Origin of the sequence: Verrucosispora sp. WMMD703, assembly GCF_049178935.1 — a bacterium.
Taxonomy (GTDB): domain Bacteria; phylum Actinomycetota; class Actinomycetes; order Mycobacteriales; family Micromonosporaceae; genus Micromonospora; species Micromonospora sediminimaris.
In genome coordinates this window covers 5,501,550-5,517,725 of record NZ_JBMHMM010000004.1, presented here as the reverse complement: position 1 = coordinate 5,517,725, position 16,176 = coordinate 5,501,550, and the positions used below count along the sequence as shown (strand labels likewise).

The 16,176-nt window shown below is 71.8% G+C and carries 16 protein-coding genes; 9 read left to right on the top strand and 7 right to left on the bottom strand.

Translation table 11 applies throughout. The features are described from left to right. Window positions 1-28: 28 nt before the first annotated feature. Both ACN26Z_RS25610 and ACN26Z_RS25605 read right to left on the bottom strand, forming a co-directional pair. Complete coding sequence (locus ACN26Z_RS25610; protein ID WP_373870692.1) at window positions 29-271, bottom strand: hypothetical protein; 243 nt, start codon at window positions 269-271, stop codon at window positions 29-31. Window positions 272-535: 264 nt separating this feature from the next. After that, window positions 536-1,636, bottom strand: a complete 1,101-nt coding sequence (locus ACN26Z_RS25605; protein ID WP_421463692.1) for a 3-deoxy-7-phosphoheptulonate synthase — start codon at window positions 1,634-1,636, stop codon at window positions 536-538. Between the two features lie 303 nt (window positions 1,637-1,939). Between ACN26Z_RS25605 and ACN26Z_RS25600 the strand changes: the two genes are divergently transcribed. Together ACN26Z_RS25600 and ACN26Z_RS25595 are read left to right on the top strand one after the other, a co-directional pair. After that, entirely contained in the window at window positions 1,940-3,091 is a 1,152-nt protein-coding gene (locus ACN26Z_RS25600) for an alkaline phosphatase PhoX (protein WP_421463690.1), read from the top strand. A gap of 96 nt (window positions 3,092-3,187) precedes the next feature. Further along, complete coding sequence (locus ACN26Z_RS25595; RefSeq protein ID WP_282237058.1) at window positions 3,188-3,403, top strand: hypothetical protein; 216 nt, start codon at window positions 3,188-3,190, stop codon at window positions 3,401-3,403. Here the strand turns inward: ACN26Z_RS25595 and ACN26Z_RS25590 are convergent. Further along, complete coding sequence (locus ACN26Z_RS25590; RefSeq protein ID WP_421463688.1) at window positions 3,370-4,104, bottom strand: phosphodiesterase; 735 nt, start codon at window positions 4,102-4,104, stop codon at window positions 3,370-3,372. The genes ACN26Z_RS25595 and ACN26Z_RS25590 overlap by 34 nt on opposite strands. Before the next feature lie 153 nt (window positions 4,105-4,257). On the opposite strand from ACN26Z_RS25590, the gene ACN26Z_RS25585 reads away from it, so the two are divergent. From ACN26Z_RS25585 to ACN26Z_RS25555, 7 genes are all read left to right on the top strand, one after another. Further along, on the top strand, window positions 4,258-5,550 hold the full coding sequence (locus ACN26Z_RS25585) for a M16 family metallopeptidase (RefSeq protein WP_282237060.1): 1,293 nt from the start codon (window positions 4,258-4,260) through the stop codon (window positions 5,548-5,550). Window positions 5,551-5,573: 23 nt separating this feature from the next. Continuing rightward, a complete protein-coding gene (locus ACN26Z_RS25580; protein ID WP_093410490.1) occupies window positions 5,574-6,926 on the top strand; it encodes a M16 family metallopeptidase in 1,353 nt (450 codons plus the stop codon). A 220-nt stretch (window positions 6,927-7,146) separates the two neighbouring features. Next, window positions 7,147-8,169, top strand: a complete 1,023-nt coding sequence (locus ACN26Z_RS25575) for an aspartate-semialdehyde dehydrogenase (RefSeq protein ID WP_421463686.1) — start codon at window positions 7,147-7,149, stop codon at window positions 8,167-8,169. A gap of 149 nt (window positions 8,170-8,318) precedes the next feature. Further along, window positions 8,319-8,735, top strand: a complete 417-nt coding sequence (locus ACN26Z_RS25570) for a CBS domain-containing protein (protein ID WP_093410484.1) — start codon at window positions 8,319-8,321, stop codon at window positions 8,733-8,735. Between the two features lie 208 nt (window positions 8,736-8,943). Then, the gene (locus ACN26Z_RS25565) at window positions 8,944-9,312 is read left to right on the top strand and encodes an SCP2 sterol-binding domain-containing protein (RefSeq protein WP_093410482.1); all 369 of its coding nucleotides are present in this window, start codon (window positions 8,944-8,946) and stop codon (window positions 9,310-9,312) included. Further along, window positions 9,312-11,372, top strand: a complete 2,061-nt coding sequence (locus ACN26Z_RS25560) for a glycogen debranching N-terminal domain-containing protein (RefSeq protein WP_421463683.1) — start codon at window positions 9,312-9,314, stop codon at window positions 11,370-11,372. Before ACN26Z_RS25565 ends, ACN26Z_RS25560 begins: the two co-directional genes overlap by 1 nt. A gap of 112 nt (window positions 11,373-11,484) precedes the next feature. Further along, window positions 11,485-12,234 (top strand): lysophospholipid acyltransferase family protein, encoded by a 750-nt coding sequence (locus tag ACN26Z_RS25555; protein WP_421463681.1) that lies wholly within the window; start codon window positions 11,485-11,487, stop codon window positions 12,232-12,234. Window positions 12,235-12,259: 25 nt separating this feature from the next. Here the strand turns inward: ACN26Z_RS25555 and ACN26Z_RS25550 are convergent, their stop codons facing one another. The 4 genes from ACN26Z_RS25550 to ACN26Z_RS25535 form a co-directional block, all read right to left on the bottom strand. Further along, window positions 12,260-12,961 carry a hypothetical protein gene (locus ACN26Z_RS25550; RefSeq protein ID WP_421463679.1) on the bottom strand — a complete coding sequence of 234 codons (702 nt, stop codon included), beginning with the start codon at window positions 12,959-12,961 and terminating at the stop codon, window positions 12,260-12,262. A gap of 73 nt (window positions 12,962-13,034) precedes the next feature. Then, complete coding sequence (locus ACN26Z_RS25545; RefSeq protein ID WP_093410472.1) at window positions 13,035-13,748, bottom strand: response regulator transcription factor; 714 nt, start codon at window positions 13,746-13,748, stop codon at window positions 13,035-13,037. Continuing rightward, the gene (locus ACN26Z_RS25540; RefSeq protein WP_421463677.1) at window positions 13,721-15,001 is read right to left on the bottom strand and encodes a hypothetical protein; all 1,281 of its coding nucleotides are present in this window, start codon (window positions 14,999-15,001) and stop codon (window positions 13,721-13,723) included. Before ACN26Z_RS25540 ends, ACN26Z_RS25545 begins: the two co-directional genes overlap by 28 nt. Beyond that, window positions 14,991-16,169 carry a sensor histidine kinase gene (locus ACN26Z_RS25535; RefSeq protein WP_421463675.1) on the bottom strand — a complete coding sequence of 393 codons (1,179 nt, stop codon included), beginning with the start codon at window positions 16,167-16,169 and terminating at the stop codon, window positions 14,991-14,993. Before ACN26Z_RS25535 ends, ACN26Z_RS25540 begins: the two co-directional genes overlap by 11 nt. Between the last annotated feature and the right edge of the window lie 7 nt (window positions 16,170-16,176).

Genomic DNA, 16,176 nt, shown 5'->3' with positions numbered 1-16,176 from the left:
CTCCTCGTCGCCGGTCCCGGCCGGCTGATCAGCCCGCCGAGCCACCCAGCAGGTCGGTCACCTCGTCGACCGCGTACTCGCCCTGTGGCAACGCGTTGAGCCGGGACAGCAGCTGCGCCGGCAGCTCCGCGGCGACCGCGCGGCGGTAGATGTCCACCTGACTGATTCGCTCCTGACCGTGGTAGAGGTCGTCGAGCAGTTCGTCGAGCGGACGGGTGTCCACCTCCTCGGTCTCCACCTCGTCCCCGACTGCGGCAGCCGTGCCGGGCAGGTCGGTGGTGGGCGGATCGAGCGCGGCGGTGTCGACCACGGGCACGTCGGCCAGGATGCTGTCGGGCAGCCGAGCCTGCGTGGTGGGCGCCTCGGTCACGGGCACGTCATCGGTCACCCACCTGAGCTACCCGCCCCCACCCCACCAAAACACCCCACCCCCCACCCACCCATCCGCGTTGATCATGAGGTTGGCGGCACCGTGGAGATCGAACACAGTCGCTAACCTCATGATCAACACGGGTCGGCGGGGGGCGGGGGGCGGTTAGGCGGGGGTGGGGAGGGAGGTGGTGGCGCGGCGGGCGCGGACGGCGGCGGCCAGTTCGGCGAGCACCTCGTCGGTGGTGTCCCAGCCGATGCAGGCGTCGGTGACCGACTGGCCGTAGGTGAGTTCGCGGGTGGGGTCGAGGTCCTGTCGACCCGGTACCAGGAAGCTCTCCAGCATGATCCCCACGATGCCTCGCTGACCGGCGGCGATCTGTGCGGCCACGTCGGCGGCAACCACGGGCTGGTTCCGGTGGTCCTTGCCGCTGTTGGCGTGGCTGGCGTCCACCACCAGCCGTTCCGGCAGCCCTGCGGCGCGCAGCAGGTCCAGCGCACCGGCCACGGACGCGGCGTCGTAGTTCGGCCGGCCGCCGCCACCCCGCAGCACCAGGTGGCCGTCCGCGTTGCCCCGGGTGTGCATGATCGCCGGCGTGCCGGAGACGTCGATGCCGGGGAAGACGTGCGGCACGCCGGCGGCCCGGATCGCGTCGACCGCGGTGCCGATGCTGCCGTCCGGACGGTTCTTCATGCCGATCGGCATGGACAGCCCGGAGGCAAGCTGACGGTGCACCTGGCTCTCCACGGTGCGCGCCCCGATCGCCCCCCACGCGACGGTGTCCGCGATGTACTGCGGGGTGATCGGGTCGAGGAACTCGCAACCCACCGGCAGGCCGAGACGCAGCACGTCGAGCAGCAGCGCCCGGGCTCGACGCAGACCCGTGTTGACGTCCCCGGAACCGTCCAGCCCCGGATCGTTGATCAGCCCCTTCCAGCCAACCGTGGAACGCGGCTTCTCGAAGTAGACCCGCATCACGACGAGCAGGTCCTCATCGACCCGCTCGGCCGCCGCGCGCAGCCGCTGCGCGTAGTCGAGGGCGGCGGCAGGATCGTGCACCGAGCAGGGCCCGACCACCACCAGCAGCCGGTCGTCGGTGCGGTCGAGCACCTGACCGACCGACCGGCGGCCGGACAGCACGGCCGCCGTCAGGTCGTCGTCCAGGGGCAGTTCGTGCAGCAGCAGAGCTGGGGTGGTCAGCGGTACGACACGGTCGATCCGCTGGTCGATGACCCGGTGGTTCTCCGGGGTCGTCACGGTGGGCATCCTTCCGCCGACCGCACCCGGGGCCGGTGCCCGGGTCGAGCCGGCTGCTCGTACGCGAAAGGGCAGGAACGAAAGCTCCTGCCCGGCCGGCTCGACAACGGTGACGTCAGATCATGGTGAAGTCACCGGCCTGCGAGCCGGCTGGCTAAACCATCGATACGAGCGCGTCACGGCGGTAAGCGTACCCGACCGCGCCCGAGCGCTCATCCTCTCGTCGACAAAGCCTCGCCTCGCGTTCATCGGCACCGATGAAACTCCCGGTAACTCCAGCGCCACCCAACGCGGATCACCCGGAGGTCATCCATGGATCGTCGTACCGTCCTGCGCGCCACCGTCGCCGGTGGCGCCGCCGCCTTCTCCGGCAGCCTGTGGGCGGGCGCCGCCGTGGCCGCACCCGCTCAGCCCGGCCCCAGCCCCTACGGCTCGCTCCGGACCGCCGACGGCAACGGCATCCAGCTGCCCACCGGATTCACCAGCCGGGTGATCGCCCGGTCCCGCCAGACCGTCTCCGGGACGTCGTACACCTGGCACGACGCCCCCGACGGCGGTGCCTGCTTCGTCGCCGGCGCCGGCTGGATCTACGTCTCGAACTCCGAGATCACCCCGGGCGGTGGCGCCTCGGCGGTGCGCTTCAACGCCGACGGCAGCATCGCGTCGGCGTACCGGATCCTCTCCAACACCAACCAGAACTGTGCCGGTGGCGCCACCCCGTGGGGCACCTGGCTCTCCTGCGAGGAGGTCAGCCGCGGATACGTCTACGAGACGTACCCGCAGGGCGGCACCGCCGCGGTGCGGCGGGCGGCGATGGGACGGTTCAAGCACGAGGCCGCCGCCTGCGACCCGGACCGTCGGGTGATCTACCTGACCGAGGACGAGAGCAACGGCTGCTTCTACCGGTTCCGACCGAACAGTTGGGGCAATCTTGCCGCCGGCACCCTGGAGGTGCTGGTCGCGGGGAGCGCCACCAGCGGCCCGGTGACCTGGGCGCGAGTGCCGGACCCGGACGGGTCGCCGACGCTGACCCGCAGCCAGGTCTCCGGTGCCAAGCGGTTCAACGGTGGCGAGGGCTGCTGGTACGACGACGGCACCTGCTGGTTCACCACCAAGGGCGACAACCGGGTCTGGGCGTACGACGCGGTCAACCAGCGAATCGATCTGGCGTACGACGACTCGCTGGTCTCCGGCGCCGCGCCGCTGACCGGGGTGGACAACATCACCGGTGCCGGCTCGGGTGACCTCTACGTGGCCGAGGACGGCGGCAACATGGAGATCAACGTCATCACTCCCGCCGGGGTGGTCGCGCCGTTCCTGCGGATCACCGGGCAGTCCTCCTCGGAGATCTGTGGGCCGGCCTTCTCGCCGGACGGCACCCGGTTCTACTTCTCGTCGCAGCGCGGCACCTCCGGCTCCTCATCCGGCGGCATCACCTACGAGGTGCGTGGCCCGTTCCGCTGAGCCCAGCTTGGCGTCGTGGCAGGGCGCCTTCGTCGTTGAGGAGGAGCCCTGCCCGCCCCCGAGTGCGGGAGACGGGGGCGGGGTATGAGGAGCGGCATGACTGACGAGCGAAGCGACCAGGAGCGGGTGGAGTCCCGCGCCCACCTGCTACCGGAAGAGGCAGCGGCCGGCAGCGACGACGCGCATGCCCAGGCCGACGCGATCCTGACCGAGTCCGACGCCCGGGAAGCCGACCAGAACGCCGCCCCCGACACGGTGCTGGAGCGGCGTACGTCGGATCAGACCGTCAACCCCGTCGAACCGCCGGACTGAGCGCTGGCGCCACGCCCTCGACGGGATCCTCGGTAGGTGTGCTGGCGCAGCCAGGCCAGGGGCCCGGTCAACCGCAGTTCCTCCGGGAGGTTGCCCACCGGGTCGAAGGCCAGCGCGGCGTCCTCCCGCGCGCTGAGCTGATCGCCGATGGTGACCTGCCCGAACGGCCGCCACGGTCCGACGGCGGAGGCGACGGCGAGGACCAGCCCGGGCCGGCCGGCCGCCACCGCGGTGGACAGGCCGGACAGGTCGTGGCCCAGGTCGGGTGATTCCGGGTCGGCCAGCGCGGCCAACCAGAGCCGCCGCCGGCCGGCCCGGTACGACATGACCGAGCTGTACGTGCCGGTGAACCGACGTCGGGGCAGTGGCAGGTGTCGCAGCACCGGCGCGGCGGCGCTGGAGCTGACCAGCAGATCGAACGGTCGTCCGGCCTGGTGGTGTATCCGCACCGCCAGGCCGAGCACGTCGGGCCAGGCGTCCGGGGTGGGCGTTCCCTTGGAGAGGCGGACGGTGGCCGGGTAGTGACCGGGCCGGTCGAGCAGTCGGACGCCGGTCGGCGGGCCGGCCGTACCCCAGACGAGCACCTCGCCGGCGAAGGACCGGCCGGCCGGGTGCAGCATCCGTCCCCGGCGCAGCCGGGCCAGGGCCCGGGCCGCTCGTTCGGTGATGACGGCGGGCTGCGGCCAGGTAATCGTCGGCATGCCTTCCGCATACCCAGGGCCGTACCGTCGATGCCGTCTTCCGGCACTGCCGCCTGACGTGCGGTCGTCGCGGCACGGGCCCGCCCGTCGGCGCGGCTCGCCGGTGGGTGTCCCGTGGCCTGCCCGGGCGAAAGATCGGATAGCGTCGGTGCCATGCCCGACAGCGGTTACCCCTGGCCGATCTCGACGACCCGACTGGACAATGGCCTGCGCGTGGTGGTCAGCGAGGACCGCACCGCCCCGGCGGTCGCGGTCAACCTCTGGTACGACGTGGGTTCCCGGCACGAGCCGGCCGGTCAGACCGGCTTCGCCCATCTCTTCGAGCACCTGATGTTCGAGGGCTCCACGCACGTTGCGAAGACCGAGCACATGAAGCTGGTCCAGGGGGCCGGCGGCTCACTCAACGCCACCACCAACCCGGACCGCACCAACTACTTCGAGACGGTCCCGGCGGAGCACCTTGAGTTGGCGCTCTGGTTGGAGGCCGACCGGATGGGCGGGCTGGTGCCGGCGCTGACCCAGGAGACGCTGGACAACCAGCGGGACGTGGTCAAGAACGAGCGGCGGCAGCGCTACGAGAACGTGCCGTACGGGGACGCCTGGCTGCGGCTGCTGCCGCTGCTCTATCCGCCGGGTCACCCGTATCATCACGCCACCATCGGGTCGATGGCCGATCTGAACGCCGCCGACCTGGCCACCTTCCAGGCGTTCCACCGGACGTACTACGCGCCGAACAACGCCGTGCTCACCGTGGTCGGTGACACCACAGTCGACGAGGTCGTCAGCCTGGCCGAGCGGTACTTCGGCGGGATCCCGCCCCGGCCGGACATCCCCCCGGCGCCCGACGGCCGGGTCGTGCCGGCCACCGGAGTGCCCGCCGAGGAGACGGTGGTCACCGAGGTGCCGGCGCCCCGCGTGTACGTCGCGCATCGCACCCACCCGTTCGGCAGCCCCGGGTACGACGTGGTGACGGTGCTGGCCACCGTGCTCGGCAGCGGTCGGGGCAGTCGGCTCTACCAGCGGCTCGCCGACGGTGAACGGATCGCCCAGCCCGATCTGGTCGGGGCGTACGGGGTGGACCTGGCGCACGCCCCGGCACCGCTGATCGCCACCGCGACCGCCCGCCCGGGGGTCAGCGGTGAGCGGTTGGCCGCCGGGCTCGCCGAGGTGGTCGACGAACTGGTGACCGTGCCGGTCACCGCCGCCGAACTGGACCGCGCCAAGGCATTGCTGACCACCGCGTGGTGGCGGCAGATGTCCACGGTGGACGGTCGGGCGGACGCGCTGAGCCGGTACACCACCCAGTTCGGTGACCCGGCCACGGTGTCCGAGCGGTTACCGGCCTGGCTCGCGGTGACCGCCGAGGAGATCGCCGAGGTGGCGGCCGACACGCTCGCCGCCGCCGACCGGGCCACCCTGACCTACCTTCCCGAGGAGAAGCTGTGAGCGCGAGCAGTGAGCGGCCCTCAGTGACCCTGATCGCTGACCGGCCCGGCCCGGGCGCGGCCCGCCCGTACCGTTTCCCCCAGGTGGTCCGCCGCACCGTCGCCGGTGGCGACGTCGTCGCCGCGCACCTGCCCGGCCAGAACCTCGCCGTGGCGATGCTGCTGCTGGACGCGGGCGCCGGCCGTGAACCGGTGGGTCGCGAGGGACTCGGCGGGGTGTTGGCCAAGGCACTGGAGGAGGGCACCACCCAGCGCGACGCCACCGCGTACGCGCTGGCCATCGAGGCGCTCGGCACCGAGTTGGTGACCGGGTTGGACTGGGACACCTTCCAAGCGAGCGTGCAGGTGCCGGTGGGCCGGCTGGGCGCGGCGGTGGAACTGCTCGCCGAGGCGGTGCGCACCCCGAGGCTGGACCCGGACGACGTCCGGCGGGTCCGCGACGACGAGGTGACCGCGCTACGGATGGACTGGGCCAATCCGGGACCTCGGGCCGACGCGGCGTTGCGCGCCGACCTGTTCGGCGCCGGCAACCGTTGGGGCCGCCCGATGTACGGCGACCCCGACTCGGTGGCCGGTCTGGACGTGGAGGACGTCACCGTCTTCCACTCGGAGTGGTTCATCCGTCCGGGCACTCTCGTCGTCGCCGGCGATCTGGACCGGCTCGACCTGGACGCCCTCGCGGCCACGGCGTTCACCGGCACCGGCGGCGGGCCGGTTGACCGGGGCGTACCGATCGACGTGCCGGTGCGTGCCGAGCGGCGGATCATCCTTGTCGACCGGCCCGGATCGGTGCAGTCCACGCTGCGGCTCGGCCATCCCGGACCACACCGGGCGCACCCGGACCATGTGCCGATCGCGCTTGCCGGCACCGTGCTCGGCGGAGCGTTCACCTCCCGGCTGAACCACCTCATCCGGGAAGTGCGCGGTTACACGTACGGCATCCGGGGCGACTTCGCCTCGTCCCGCCGGTTCGGCCGGTTCGCGGTCAGTTCGGGAGTGCAGACGGCCGTCACCGCACCGGCGTTGGTCGAGGCGGTCGGGGAGATCGCGCGTACCCAGGCCGGTGGGGTGACCGAGGACGAGCTCGCGGTGGCCCGGTCCTGGCGAGCGGGCCAGCTCTCGGTCGAGTTGCAGAGCCCACGGGCCATCGCCGGGGCGCTGAGCACGCTTGTGGTGCACGACCTGCCGGACGACTACCACGCCCGGTTGCGGGAGGAACTGCTCGGTGCCCAGGTGGCCCAGGTCTCGGCGGCTGCCGCCACGCACCTGCGTCCGGAGTCGCTGACCCTGGTGGTGGAGGGCGATGCCGCGGTGATCAGGGACGAGCTGGTGGCCACCGGTCTCGGCGAGCTGATCGACCACCCGCCGGCGGGTTGATCGACGAGCCCACCGGCCGGGATTGTGACGTCGGTCGCGGCGTCGGCGGTCCGGGCTGAGATGCTGCGGTCGGCAACGGTGGTGCGGCGGTGTTCTTCCGGCGGAACCGGCCGGCGGGTGGTGACTGTCCCGGCCCGAACGGGCTCGGCCCGGCCGGGGGGATCCCCGGCGGTGGGAAAGCATTCCCGGTCCGGGCACCGGGCTGGGTAGCCTCGCGGGCATGAGGATCGGCATTGTGGGAGCCACCGGCCAGGTCGGTGGCGTGATGCGGCAGGTGCTGGCGGAGCGGAACTTCCCGGCGGAGCAGGTAAGGCTGTTCGCCTCGGCGCGCTCGGCCGGGCGTACGCTGCCCTGGCGCGGCGAGGAGATCACCGTCGAGGACGCCGCCACCGCGGACTACTCCGGGCTGGACATCGTGCTCTTCTCAGCCGGCAAGGGTTCCGCAAAGGAGTTGGCGCCTCGGGTCGCCGCCGCGGGTGCGGTCGTCATCGACAACTCCTCGGCGTTCCGGATGGACCCGCAGGTGCCGTTGGTCGTCGCCGAGGTCAACCCGCACGCCGCCACCGACCGGCCCAAGGGCATCATCGCCAACCCGAACTGCACCACCATGGCCGCCATGCCGGTGCTGCGTCCGCTGCACGCCGAGGCGGAACTGGTCGCCCTGGTCGTCGCCACCTACCAGGCGGTCTCCGGTGCCGGCCTGGCCGGCGTCGCCGAGCTGGACGAGCAGGTCCGCAAGGTGGCCGAGACCGCCACCGGGCTCACCTTCGACGGCGGCGCGGTGGACTTTCCCGCCCCCCGTTCGTTCGCTCAGCCGATCGCCTTCAACGTGCTGCCGCTGGCCGGCTCGATCGTCGACGACGGGTCGGCGGAGACCGACGAGGAGCAGAAGCTTCGCAACGAGAGCCGCAAGATCCTGGAGATCCCCGACCTGAAGGTCTCCGGCACCTGCGTACGGGTTCCGGTCTTCACCGGTCACTCGCTCCAGATCAACGCCCGGTTCGCCCGGCCGATCAGCCCGCAGCGGGCGTACGAGCTGCTCACCGACGCGCCCGGCGTCGCGCTTTCCGACGTGCCGACCCCGTTGCGGGCGGCCGGGCAGGATCCGACGTTCGTCGGCCGGATCCGCGCCGACGAGACCGTCGAGCACGGCCTGGCGTTGTTCTGCTCCAACGACAACCTGCGCAAGGGCGCGGCACTCAACGCCGTGCAGCTTGCCGAGCTGGTTGCCGCCGAGGGCTGAACCACACCGACACCGGGCTTGGCCTTCGCCGGTTGTGGCAGCCGACCGAACTGCGGCTGAGCGTGCGGCACCCGCGCGGTGACCGGCCACGTTACTGGCTGCGGCCGTCGGGTAGACCCCTGGCTGCCCGACACCCAGAGGGAGGCGCCATGACAACGGTCGGAGAGTTCATGACGACCCGGTTGGTGACCATGGACGGCAACGCCACGCTCGTCGCGGCGGCCCAGGAGATGCGCGACTCCGCGATCGGTGACGTGGTGGTGACCGACGGAGACAACGTGGTCGGCATCGTCACGGACCGGGACATCACGGTCCGAGGCGTGGCCGAGAGCATGGACCCGGACACCACCCGGCTGAACCAGATCACCACCAAGGACGTGGTTACGGTGAGTCAGTACGACGACGCCGTCGCCGCCGCCGACCTGATGCGGACGTACGCCGTGCGGCGGCTGCCCGTGGTGGAGGACGGCCGGCTGATCGGCCTGGTGTCCATGGGCGATCTGGCGGTCGAGCGGGAGCCCCAGTCGGTGCTGGCCGACATCAGCGCGGACGATCCCAACAACTGATCGCCTCCACCAACCGAAGCCGGTTCCCGAGCCATCGGGAGCCGGCTTCGCGCGGTTCGGCGCCGCGCGTCCGCCCCGCATCCGGGAACTCGCGGTGGCCGCTTACCGGGTCCACCGGCGCGCGGTCTCACCCCAAGCGGGTGAGGTTGAGCCACCGGGCGTCGGGGACCCCTCCTGCGGGACATGAGCGACCGGGAGGAGGGGCCCGATGGCGGACGCGACCACGCGGTTTTTCGAGGACCTCGACCAGCAGGGGTACGAACCTCTGCTGGCGAAGATTTCCGGAGCCCTGCGCTTCGACCTGCACGAGGGACCGCAGACCACCCACTGGCTGATGCGGATCGACCGGGGAAACATCCAGGTCAGCCGGCAGGACATGGAGGCCGACACAGTGGTCGGCACCAGCCCCGCCCTCTTCGAGGAGCTGGTCACCGGCCGGGAGAACGGGCTGGCGGCGCTGCTCCGGGGGGACATGACGGTCACCGGTGACGCCCGCCTGGTGGTGCAGGTCGAACGGATCTTCCCCAGCTCGCCGCACGCCAGGGGACCGCAGCGCTACCGGAAGGGGGTGAAGTGATGGCGCCCAGCCACACCGTACGGATCCTCGACGGCAACAACTTCGTCGTCAGCGAGGCGACCGGGGACATCGAGGCGACACCTACCGAACCGACGGGACTGTTCTCCATCGACACCCGCTTTCTCTCCAAGTGGGTGCTCACGGTCAACGGTGAGCGGCTGAACGCCCTCTCCTACGACGACCTCCAGTACTACGAGTCGCGCTTCTTCCTGGTGCCCGGGCTGGCCACGCACTACGTGGACGCGAAACTGTCGATCATCCGGGAGCGGGCGGTCGGTGGGAGCTTCCGGGAGGACATCACCATCCTCAACCACGACGAGAAGGCAGTCGACCTGGAGATCCGGATGGATGCCGGCTGCGACTTCGCCGACCTGTTCGAGGTCAAGGACGAGATCCTCAACAAAAAGGGTGAAATCTACTGTGAGGCCGAGCCGGACCGGCTGCGCCTGGGCTACCGGCGCGGCAACTTCAAGCGCGAAACGATCATCTCGTCCTCCGCGCCGGCCCGGTACGACCGCAACGGCTTCGCGTACTCCATCCACCTGGAACCGAACGAGCAGTGGGACACCCGCATCGACGTGCAGACCCTGGCGGTCGGCCCGGGCGGTCGGGACCTGCGTCTCGGATTGCAGACGCACGGCACCGAACGGCTCGCCCTGCAACACGACCTGGAGGAGTGGATCGCCAAGGCGCCGACGGTGAACAGCGAGCACGACAGTTTGTCCGCGACGTACCGCAAGTGCATCGTCGACCTGGCGGCGTTGCGCTTCTCACCGCTGTCGCTTGGCGGTCAGACCCTGCCGGCCGCCGGTCTGCCCTGGTTCATGACCATGTTCGGCCGGGACAGCATCCTGACCTGTCTGCAGACGCTGCCGTTCACACCGCAGCTGAGCGCGACGACGCTGCGGATCCTCGCGGCCCTGCAGGGCACCCGGTTCGACGACTTCCGGGAGGAGGACCCCGGCCGGATCCTGCACGAGATGCGGTACGGCGAGAGCGCCGCGTTCGAGGAGCAACCGCACTCGCCGTACTACGGAGCGGTCGACTCCACCCCGCTGTTCGTGGTGCTGCTCGACGAGTACGAGCAGTGGAGCGGCGACGGCGCGCTGGTCAAGGAGTTGGAGCAGGAGTGCCGCCGGGCCTTCAAGTGGATCGACGACTACGCCGACCTGGTCGGCAACGGCTACATCTGGTACGAGCGGCGCAACACCGACACCGGCCTGGAGAACCAGTGCTGGAAGGACTCCTGGGACTCCATCTCCTACCGCGACGGCACCCTGCCGCCGTTTCCCCGGGCCACCTGCGAGGTGCAGGGGTACGCGTACGACGCGAAGATGCGCGGCGCGCGGCTGGCCCGTGAGTTCTGGGACGACCCGGCGTACGCCGACCAGCTGGAGCGGGAGGCCGCAGCCCTGAAGGAACGGTTCAACCGGGACTGGTGGGTCGAGGACGGCGGCTACTACGCGCTCGCGCTGGATCCGGACGGACGACAGTGCGACGTGCTCAGCTCCAACATCGGCCACCTGCTCTGGAGCGGCATCGTCGACGACGACCGGGCCGAGCAGATCGCCAACCACCTGGTCGGGCCGCGGCTGTTCACCGGCTGGGGGGTGCGGACCCTGGCCGAGGGCGAGGTGCGCTACAACCCCATCGGCTACCACAACGGCACCGTCTGGCCCTTCGACACCTCGTTCTGTGCCTGGGGTCTGCGCCGGTACGGCTTCGCCGAGGAGGCCGCAATGATCGCCAACGGCATCCTGGACGCCGCCCGGTACTTCGACGGCCGGTTGCCGGAGGCGTTCGGCGGTTATCCGCGTGAGCAGACGAAGTTCCCGGTTGAGTACCCGACGGCGTGCAGTCCGCAGGCGTGGTCGACGGGGGCTCCGCTGCTGTTGCTGCGTACGATGCTCGGCCTGGAGCCACACGAGGGGCACCTGGCGGTCGAGCCGCGACTGCCCGTCGGCATGGGCCGGATCGAGGTGCTGGACATCCCCGGCCGCTGGGGCCGGGTGGACGCCTTCGCCCGTGGCCGGGTCGACCTGCACTCGCTGGCCGGGTGACAGGCGTGGCCGGGTTGCCCAATCGGGCGACGGGCGACCCGGCCACGCCCCGGCAGGTCGTGGCGACCACCGTCCCTACCGGTGCGTAACCTACCCAAGGTAAAGTTCCGGGATGCCGGAACTCGTGTATCCGCCCGTCATCGCCGCAGCCAAGACGATGTTCCGGGTCCTCGACCTGAAGCTCACCGTCGAGGGCGATCATCACGTTCCCCGTGCCGGGGGAGCGGTGCTGGCCAGCAACCACGTGAGTTACCTCGACTTCATCTTCTGCGGCCTGGGCGCCCTGGAGTCCCGACGTCTCGTCCGCTTCATGGCCAAGGACTCGGTGTTCCGGCACCGGGTGTCCGGGCCCTTGATGCGAGGCATGCGACACATCCCGGTGGACCGGCGTGCCGGCGCCGACTCGTACGCCGCCGCCGTGGCGGCGCTGCGCTCGGGGGAGGTGGTCGGTGTGTTCCCCGAGGCGACGATCAGCCGCTCCTTCACTGTCAAGGAACTCAAGAGCGGGGCCACCCGGATGGCCCGCGAGGCGCAGGTACCGGTGCTGCCGGTCGCGCTCTGGGGCACCCAGCGGCTGTGGACGAAGGGGCGTCCGCGTACGCTCACCCGCCGGCACACCCCGATCACCATTCTGGTCGGCGAGCCGATGGATCCGGCCGCGTACCCGGACCCCGCCGCGATGACCGAGGAACTGCGTATCCGACTGACCGCGCTTGTCGACCGGGCTCAGCGGGAGTACCCGGACCAGCCCGCCACGCCAGCGGACGGGTGGTGGCTGCCGGCGCATCTCGGTGGCAGCGCGCCTACCCCACAGGAGGCCGCCGCGCTCGACGCCGACGACCGGCGCTCCACGACCCGCTGACCACCGGTCCGACCGTCGCAGGGGCCTACCGCTGGCCGGACGCCGCGTCGTACGGCGGCGCGTCGGCCTGCCTCGGCCGGTAGTAGTCGTCCCGGGAGTGGAACTCCACCGGCAGGGCGCCGGGCAGCAGCACCCGCCCCGCGCCGCTCAACGACGCGGTCCGGGTCAGGCGGGCGAGCGCGTCCCGCTCGGGCGGGGACAGGTCCACCAGCTCCGGCCGGACCAGCCGGAACGTGGCGATTGCGTGGCGCAGCTGTCGGGCGAGCGCGCCGATCCGGTCGTCGGGACCGACCAGGGCGAGTGCCGGCTGCCGGATCGTACGCAACGCGTCGCAGACCACCAGCAAGGTCGCCGGGTCGCCGCCGGCAGCAGGCAGCAATTCCAGCCGGGACGGCCACTGCCAGCGGATCTGCCCGCTGACCAGCCCGGGCGGCCGGGCCGCCCCGCGCTGTCCGGGGCCCACGAGGGCGAGCTGAGCGCCGGCGCCGACGTACGTCAGCCGGTGATCGGTGACGGTGAGGGCGACCGGGGCGGGCAGCGCCCAGGCCCGGTGGGCGTCGCTCGGACCGAGAAGGTATCCGGCCACGTCCACCCGATGGCGGTCGAGCACGTGCTCGCCGAAATCCGGCACCAACTCGTGCCGCCGGTCCAGCACCGGGCCCGTGCCGTCGTCCACCGCGTCGAACCGGTGCGGTGCGATGAAGAACGGGGAGACGTCATCGTGCATCGTCGCGACCTCCGGTGCGGACGGCATCTACCCACGAGCCTCGCCCAGGCGTCCGCCGCTGTCATGACGCCCGTTAGGGGGTCGGCTGATCGGTCGACGCACGCGACCGGTAGATACCAATTTCCTCTGGTCGGACGAGTCCGTCCTCAATCGCCCGGGCGAGCAGCGCCGCCTTCGTGGCGGCCGGTCGGCCCGCCCGCGTGTACTTGATCCTCGCCCGGTCGACGTACTGCTTCACGGTGTGCTCGCTGATTCGCATCCGCCGGGCCACCGAAGCCTTCGACATCGACTGGAACCACAGCAGCAGCGCCTCTCGTTCCTTGTCGGACAGCACCGGGCGGTCCGGCCGCGGATCGCCGACCATCGCGCCGGCCAGCGCCGGCCCGACGTACGGTCGGTCGCTCGCCGCATCGAGCACCGTCGTCACACAGTGCTCCCGCCCCTCGTGCTTGGCCAGGAAAGCCACCGCCCCGGCGTCCAACGCGGCGAGCATCGTGGCGGGGTCGGAGTGCTCGGAGTAGACCACCACGCGTCGTCCGGCGGAGCTGAGCTCGGCCAGCTTGTCGAGCACCAGCCGGCCGTGCAACCGCAGGTCGAGGAGGACCACGTCGGCCTGCGGTGCCGCTCGCAGAACCTCGTCCGGATCGTCGCCGGTGGCCAGCACGGTCAACCGGGGCTCGGTGGCCAACCAGGCGCGCACCCCGTCGATGACAACCGGGTGGTCGTCCACGATAGCCACACCGACAGGCCGCCCCGGCGTCACCGGTGCCAGCGCGTCTGCGTCCATCTGATCTTCCCGTCCCGTTCGTAGAGGTGCTCCACCTGCCCGTCGTCGTCCTCCGGCGGATGCCCGGTGGTGTCCGGGCCCTCCCGGTCGGGTGTGACGAGACTGACCACCACCTCGTCGGGGCCGGAGACCACGGTCAACCGGGCCCAGTCCTGTGCGTCCGCGAGGCCGGCGGTGAGCGGATCCGCCAGGCTGCGGCGAATCCGCACCGGCAACGGTGGCGGTGTACCAATTGTGACCAGGTCGATCGGGAGGCCGTTGCGCTCGGCCAGATCGGCAGCGGCCCGCAACTCGTGCAGCAGGGGGTGGGGCACGTCGTCGGACTCGGCGATCAGGCGACGCAACTGGGCGGCGGCCCGTACGCAGCGGCGCTGCACCTCCGGGTCGGCCGGATCGACCCGTCCCTCGGCCAACTCGGTAAGCACCTCGCTGGCGGCGCGACCGACCAGATTCAGCCGCTCGCCCCGCTCGTGCCGGGCCCGTTCGGCGGCTTCCCGCTCGGCCACCATCGCGTTCGTGGTCGCCGCCGTGGCGGCGCGCTGTCGGGACAGCGCGGCAAGCACCGCCGCACCGGCGAAGACCGCCACCGGCAGCGACGACGTGCCGTAGAGGGCCATCGTGGCCCGGGCCAGGTCGGCGGCGCCCGTCGCACCGTGCAGCACGACGGCGGTCAGCGCGGTGGCCGCGTGCGCGGCCAGCAGTACCAGCAGCCGGCGCACCGGCCGCCCCCAGAGCACCACCAGGAAGAACCAGGCAAGGGTGCCCCACACCCAGTTCGCCGGGCTGAACAGATGTGCCCGGCCCACCGTGGCGAAGACCGCCACGTCGACTGCCAGCAGCAGGCCGGCCAGCGGCGTCGCCGGCAGCGGGGTGTCGTGTAGCAGCCGGATCCCGGCGATCACGCCGAGCGCCGCGACGAGTAACCAGCCCCCCAGCACCACCCCGGGCACGGCCAGCGTCGACCGGGCGGCGAGCACCGCGGGCAGCCCGATGGCCAGGTGCCAGACCAGCGCGATGGTGACCGCGACGATCCGGGCGCCCCGGTCGGAGGTGCGGGCCACCGCGGCGGCGGCCCGCACCGCACCGACCTCGTCGGACGCCGGCCCGGCCACGGGCTTCGGCACCGGGCCTGGCCGGGGCTGCCGCGGCAGGAACGCCGTACGGGCGGCGGTGCCTTCGGCGTACATGGTCGTGCCGGCTCGGACCCCCGTCGCGCTCGCCCCCGGGTCCGTCGACAGCCGCTCAGCCGACATCGGACCACTCCAGCCGGATCCGGGTGCCCCGACCGGGCGCGGAGTCGACGTCGGCACGCCCGCCGATCGTCGCCATCCGGCCGTGTACCGACTCGCGCAGACCGTACCGGTGCGCCGGCACGGTGGCCGGGTCGAAACCGGGACCGTCGTCGATCACCTCGACCGTGACGGTGCCGGCGTACCGCCGCAGTCGCAGTGTCGCCCGTGCGCCGGGGGCATGGTTCACCACATTGGCCAGCGCGGCGTGCGCGCTTTCCGCGACGGCCTCCGCGACAGGTGCGGCCACCGTGCACGGTGGCAGGTCGGTGGCGACCGGCAGGCCGGGCAGCCGGGCGATCACGGCCCGGAGACGCTCGTCCAGTCGGGCGGTCACGTCGTGCGGCACCGCGCGCGCCTCCGCCAGAGCGGCGAGGGTACGCAGGTCGGCGGCACACCGCTCGCGCAGCGCGGTGGAGGACCTGTCCACCGCGCCCTGCCCCACCATGGTGAGCGTCGCCAGCACGGTGTCATGCAGGTCGCGGTTCTGCCGTCGTTCCGCCTCGCGCGCGATCCGGGCGACCATGGCGTCCCGGGCGGCCCGCTGAGCGGCCACGAAGGCTGTGTCCGCCCGGGTGATGCGGCGGCGCATCACCGCGGTCATCATCGCCGTACAGGCGGTCTGGGCGAGCAGGGTGGCCGCGTGCGCCCTGGCCTCGGTCGAGTTCCCGGCCGTGTGCGCACCCGTCGCGTACGCCGCGGTGACCAGCAGCCCGGCCGGAATCGACAGGCGGGCCGGGGCGGTCGCCTGAGCGTTGATCACGGTGGTGCTGGCCAGTACCGCGATCCAACTGGCCTCACCAGGCAGCACCTCGGGTGCGACCAGGACCGGAATCGCCAGGCACGCGGCGCTGGTGAGCGCCACGTCGACGGCGACGAGTGGCGTGCCGACGCCGTCCCGCCAGGCGTGCAGCGCGTACCAGAGCGACCAGCCGGTCAGCGCCGCCACGGCGGGTAGCAGCAGCTCCGGACGTACCGGCGGGGTACGCACGGCGAGCGCCACCACGAGGCAGAACAGGCCGCAGGAGAGCCGCAGCAGCGCCGGCAGTCGGGTGAAGATGAACGCGAACGCGCTGGCGGCCGGACGGTCCACCGTGGCAGGTGACGTGATCGGGTTGGGCAGGGCCGACATCGGGAAG

Coding starts and splice junctions, on each gene's coding strand:
- ACN26Z_RS25605 (WP_421463692.1), bottom strand. CDS start 1,636: ATGCCCACCGTGACGACCCCGGAGAACCACCGGGTCATCGACCAGCGG.
- ACN26Z_RS25600 (WP_421463690.1), top strand. CDS start 1,940: ATGGATCGTCGTACCGTCCTGCGCGCCACCGTCGCCGGTGGCGCCGCC.
- ACN26Z_RS25595 (WP_282237058.1), top strand. CDS start 3,188: ATGACTGACGAGCGAAGCGACCAGGAGCGGGTGGAGTCCCGCGCCCAC.
- ACN26Z_RS25590 (WP_421463688.1), bottom strand. CDS start 4,104: ATGCCGACGATTACCTGGCCGCAGCCCGCCGTCATCACCGAACGAGCG.
- ACN26Z_RS25585 (WP_282237060.1), top strand. CDS start 4,258: ATGCCCGACAGCGGTTACCCCTGGCCGATCTCGACGACCCGACTGGAC.
- ACN26Z_RS25575 (WP_421463686.1), top strand. CDS start 7,147: ATGAGGATCGGCATTGTGGGAGCCACCGGCCAGGTCGGTGGCGTGATG.
- ACN26Z_RS25570 (WP_093410484.1), top strand. CDS start 8,319: ATGACAACGGTCGGAGAGTTCATGACGACCCGGTTGGTGACCATGGAC.
- ACN26Z_RS25565 (WP_093410482.1), top strand. CDS start 8,944: ATGGCGGACGCGACCACGCGGTTTTTCGAGGACCTCGACCAGCAGGGG.
- ACN26Z_RS25560 (WP_421463683.1), top strand. CDS start 9,312: ATGGCGCCCAGCCACACCGTACGGATCCTCGACGGCAACAACTTCGTC.
- ACN26Z_RS25555 (WP_421463681.1), top strand. CDS start 11,485: ATGCCGGAACTCGTGTATCCGCCCGTCATCGCCGCAGCCAAGACGATG.
- ACN26Z_RS25550 (WP_421463679.1), bottom strand. CDS start 12,961: ATGCACGATGACGTCTCCCCGTTCTTCATCGCACCGCACCGGTTCGAC.
- ACN26Z_RS25545 (WP_093410472.1), bottom strand. CDS start 13,748: ATGGACGCAGACGCGCTGGCACCGGTGACGCCGGGGCGGCCTGTCGGT.
- ACN26Z_RS25540 (WP_421463677.1), bottom strand. CDS start 15,001: ATGTCGGCTGAGCGGCTGTCGACGGACCCGGGGGCGAGCGCGACGGGG.
- ACN26Z_RS25535 (WP_421463675.1), bottom strand. CDS start 16,169: ATGTCGGCCCTGCCCAACCCGATCACGTCACCTGCCACGGTGGACCGT.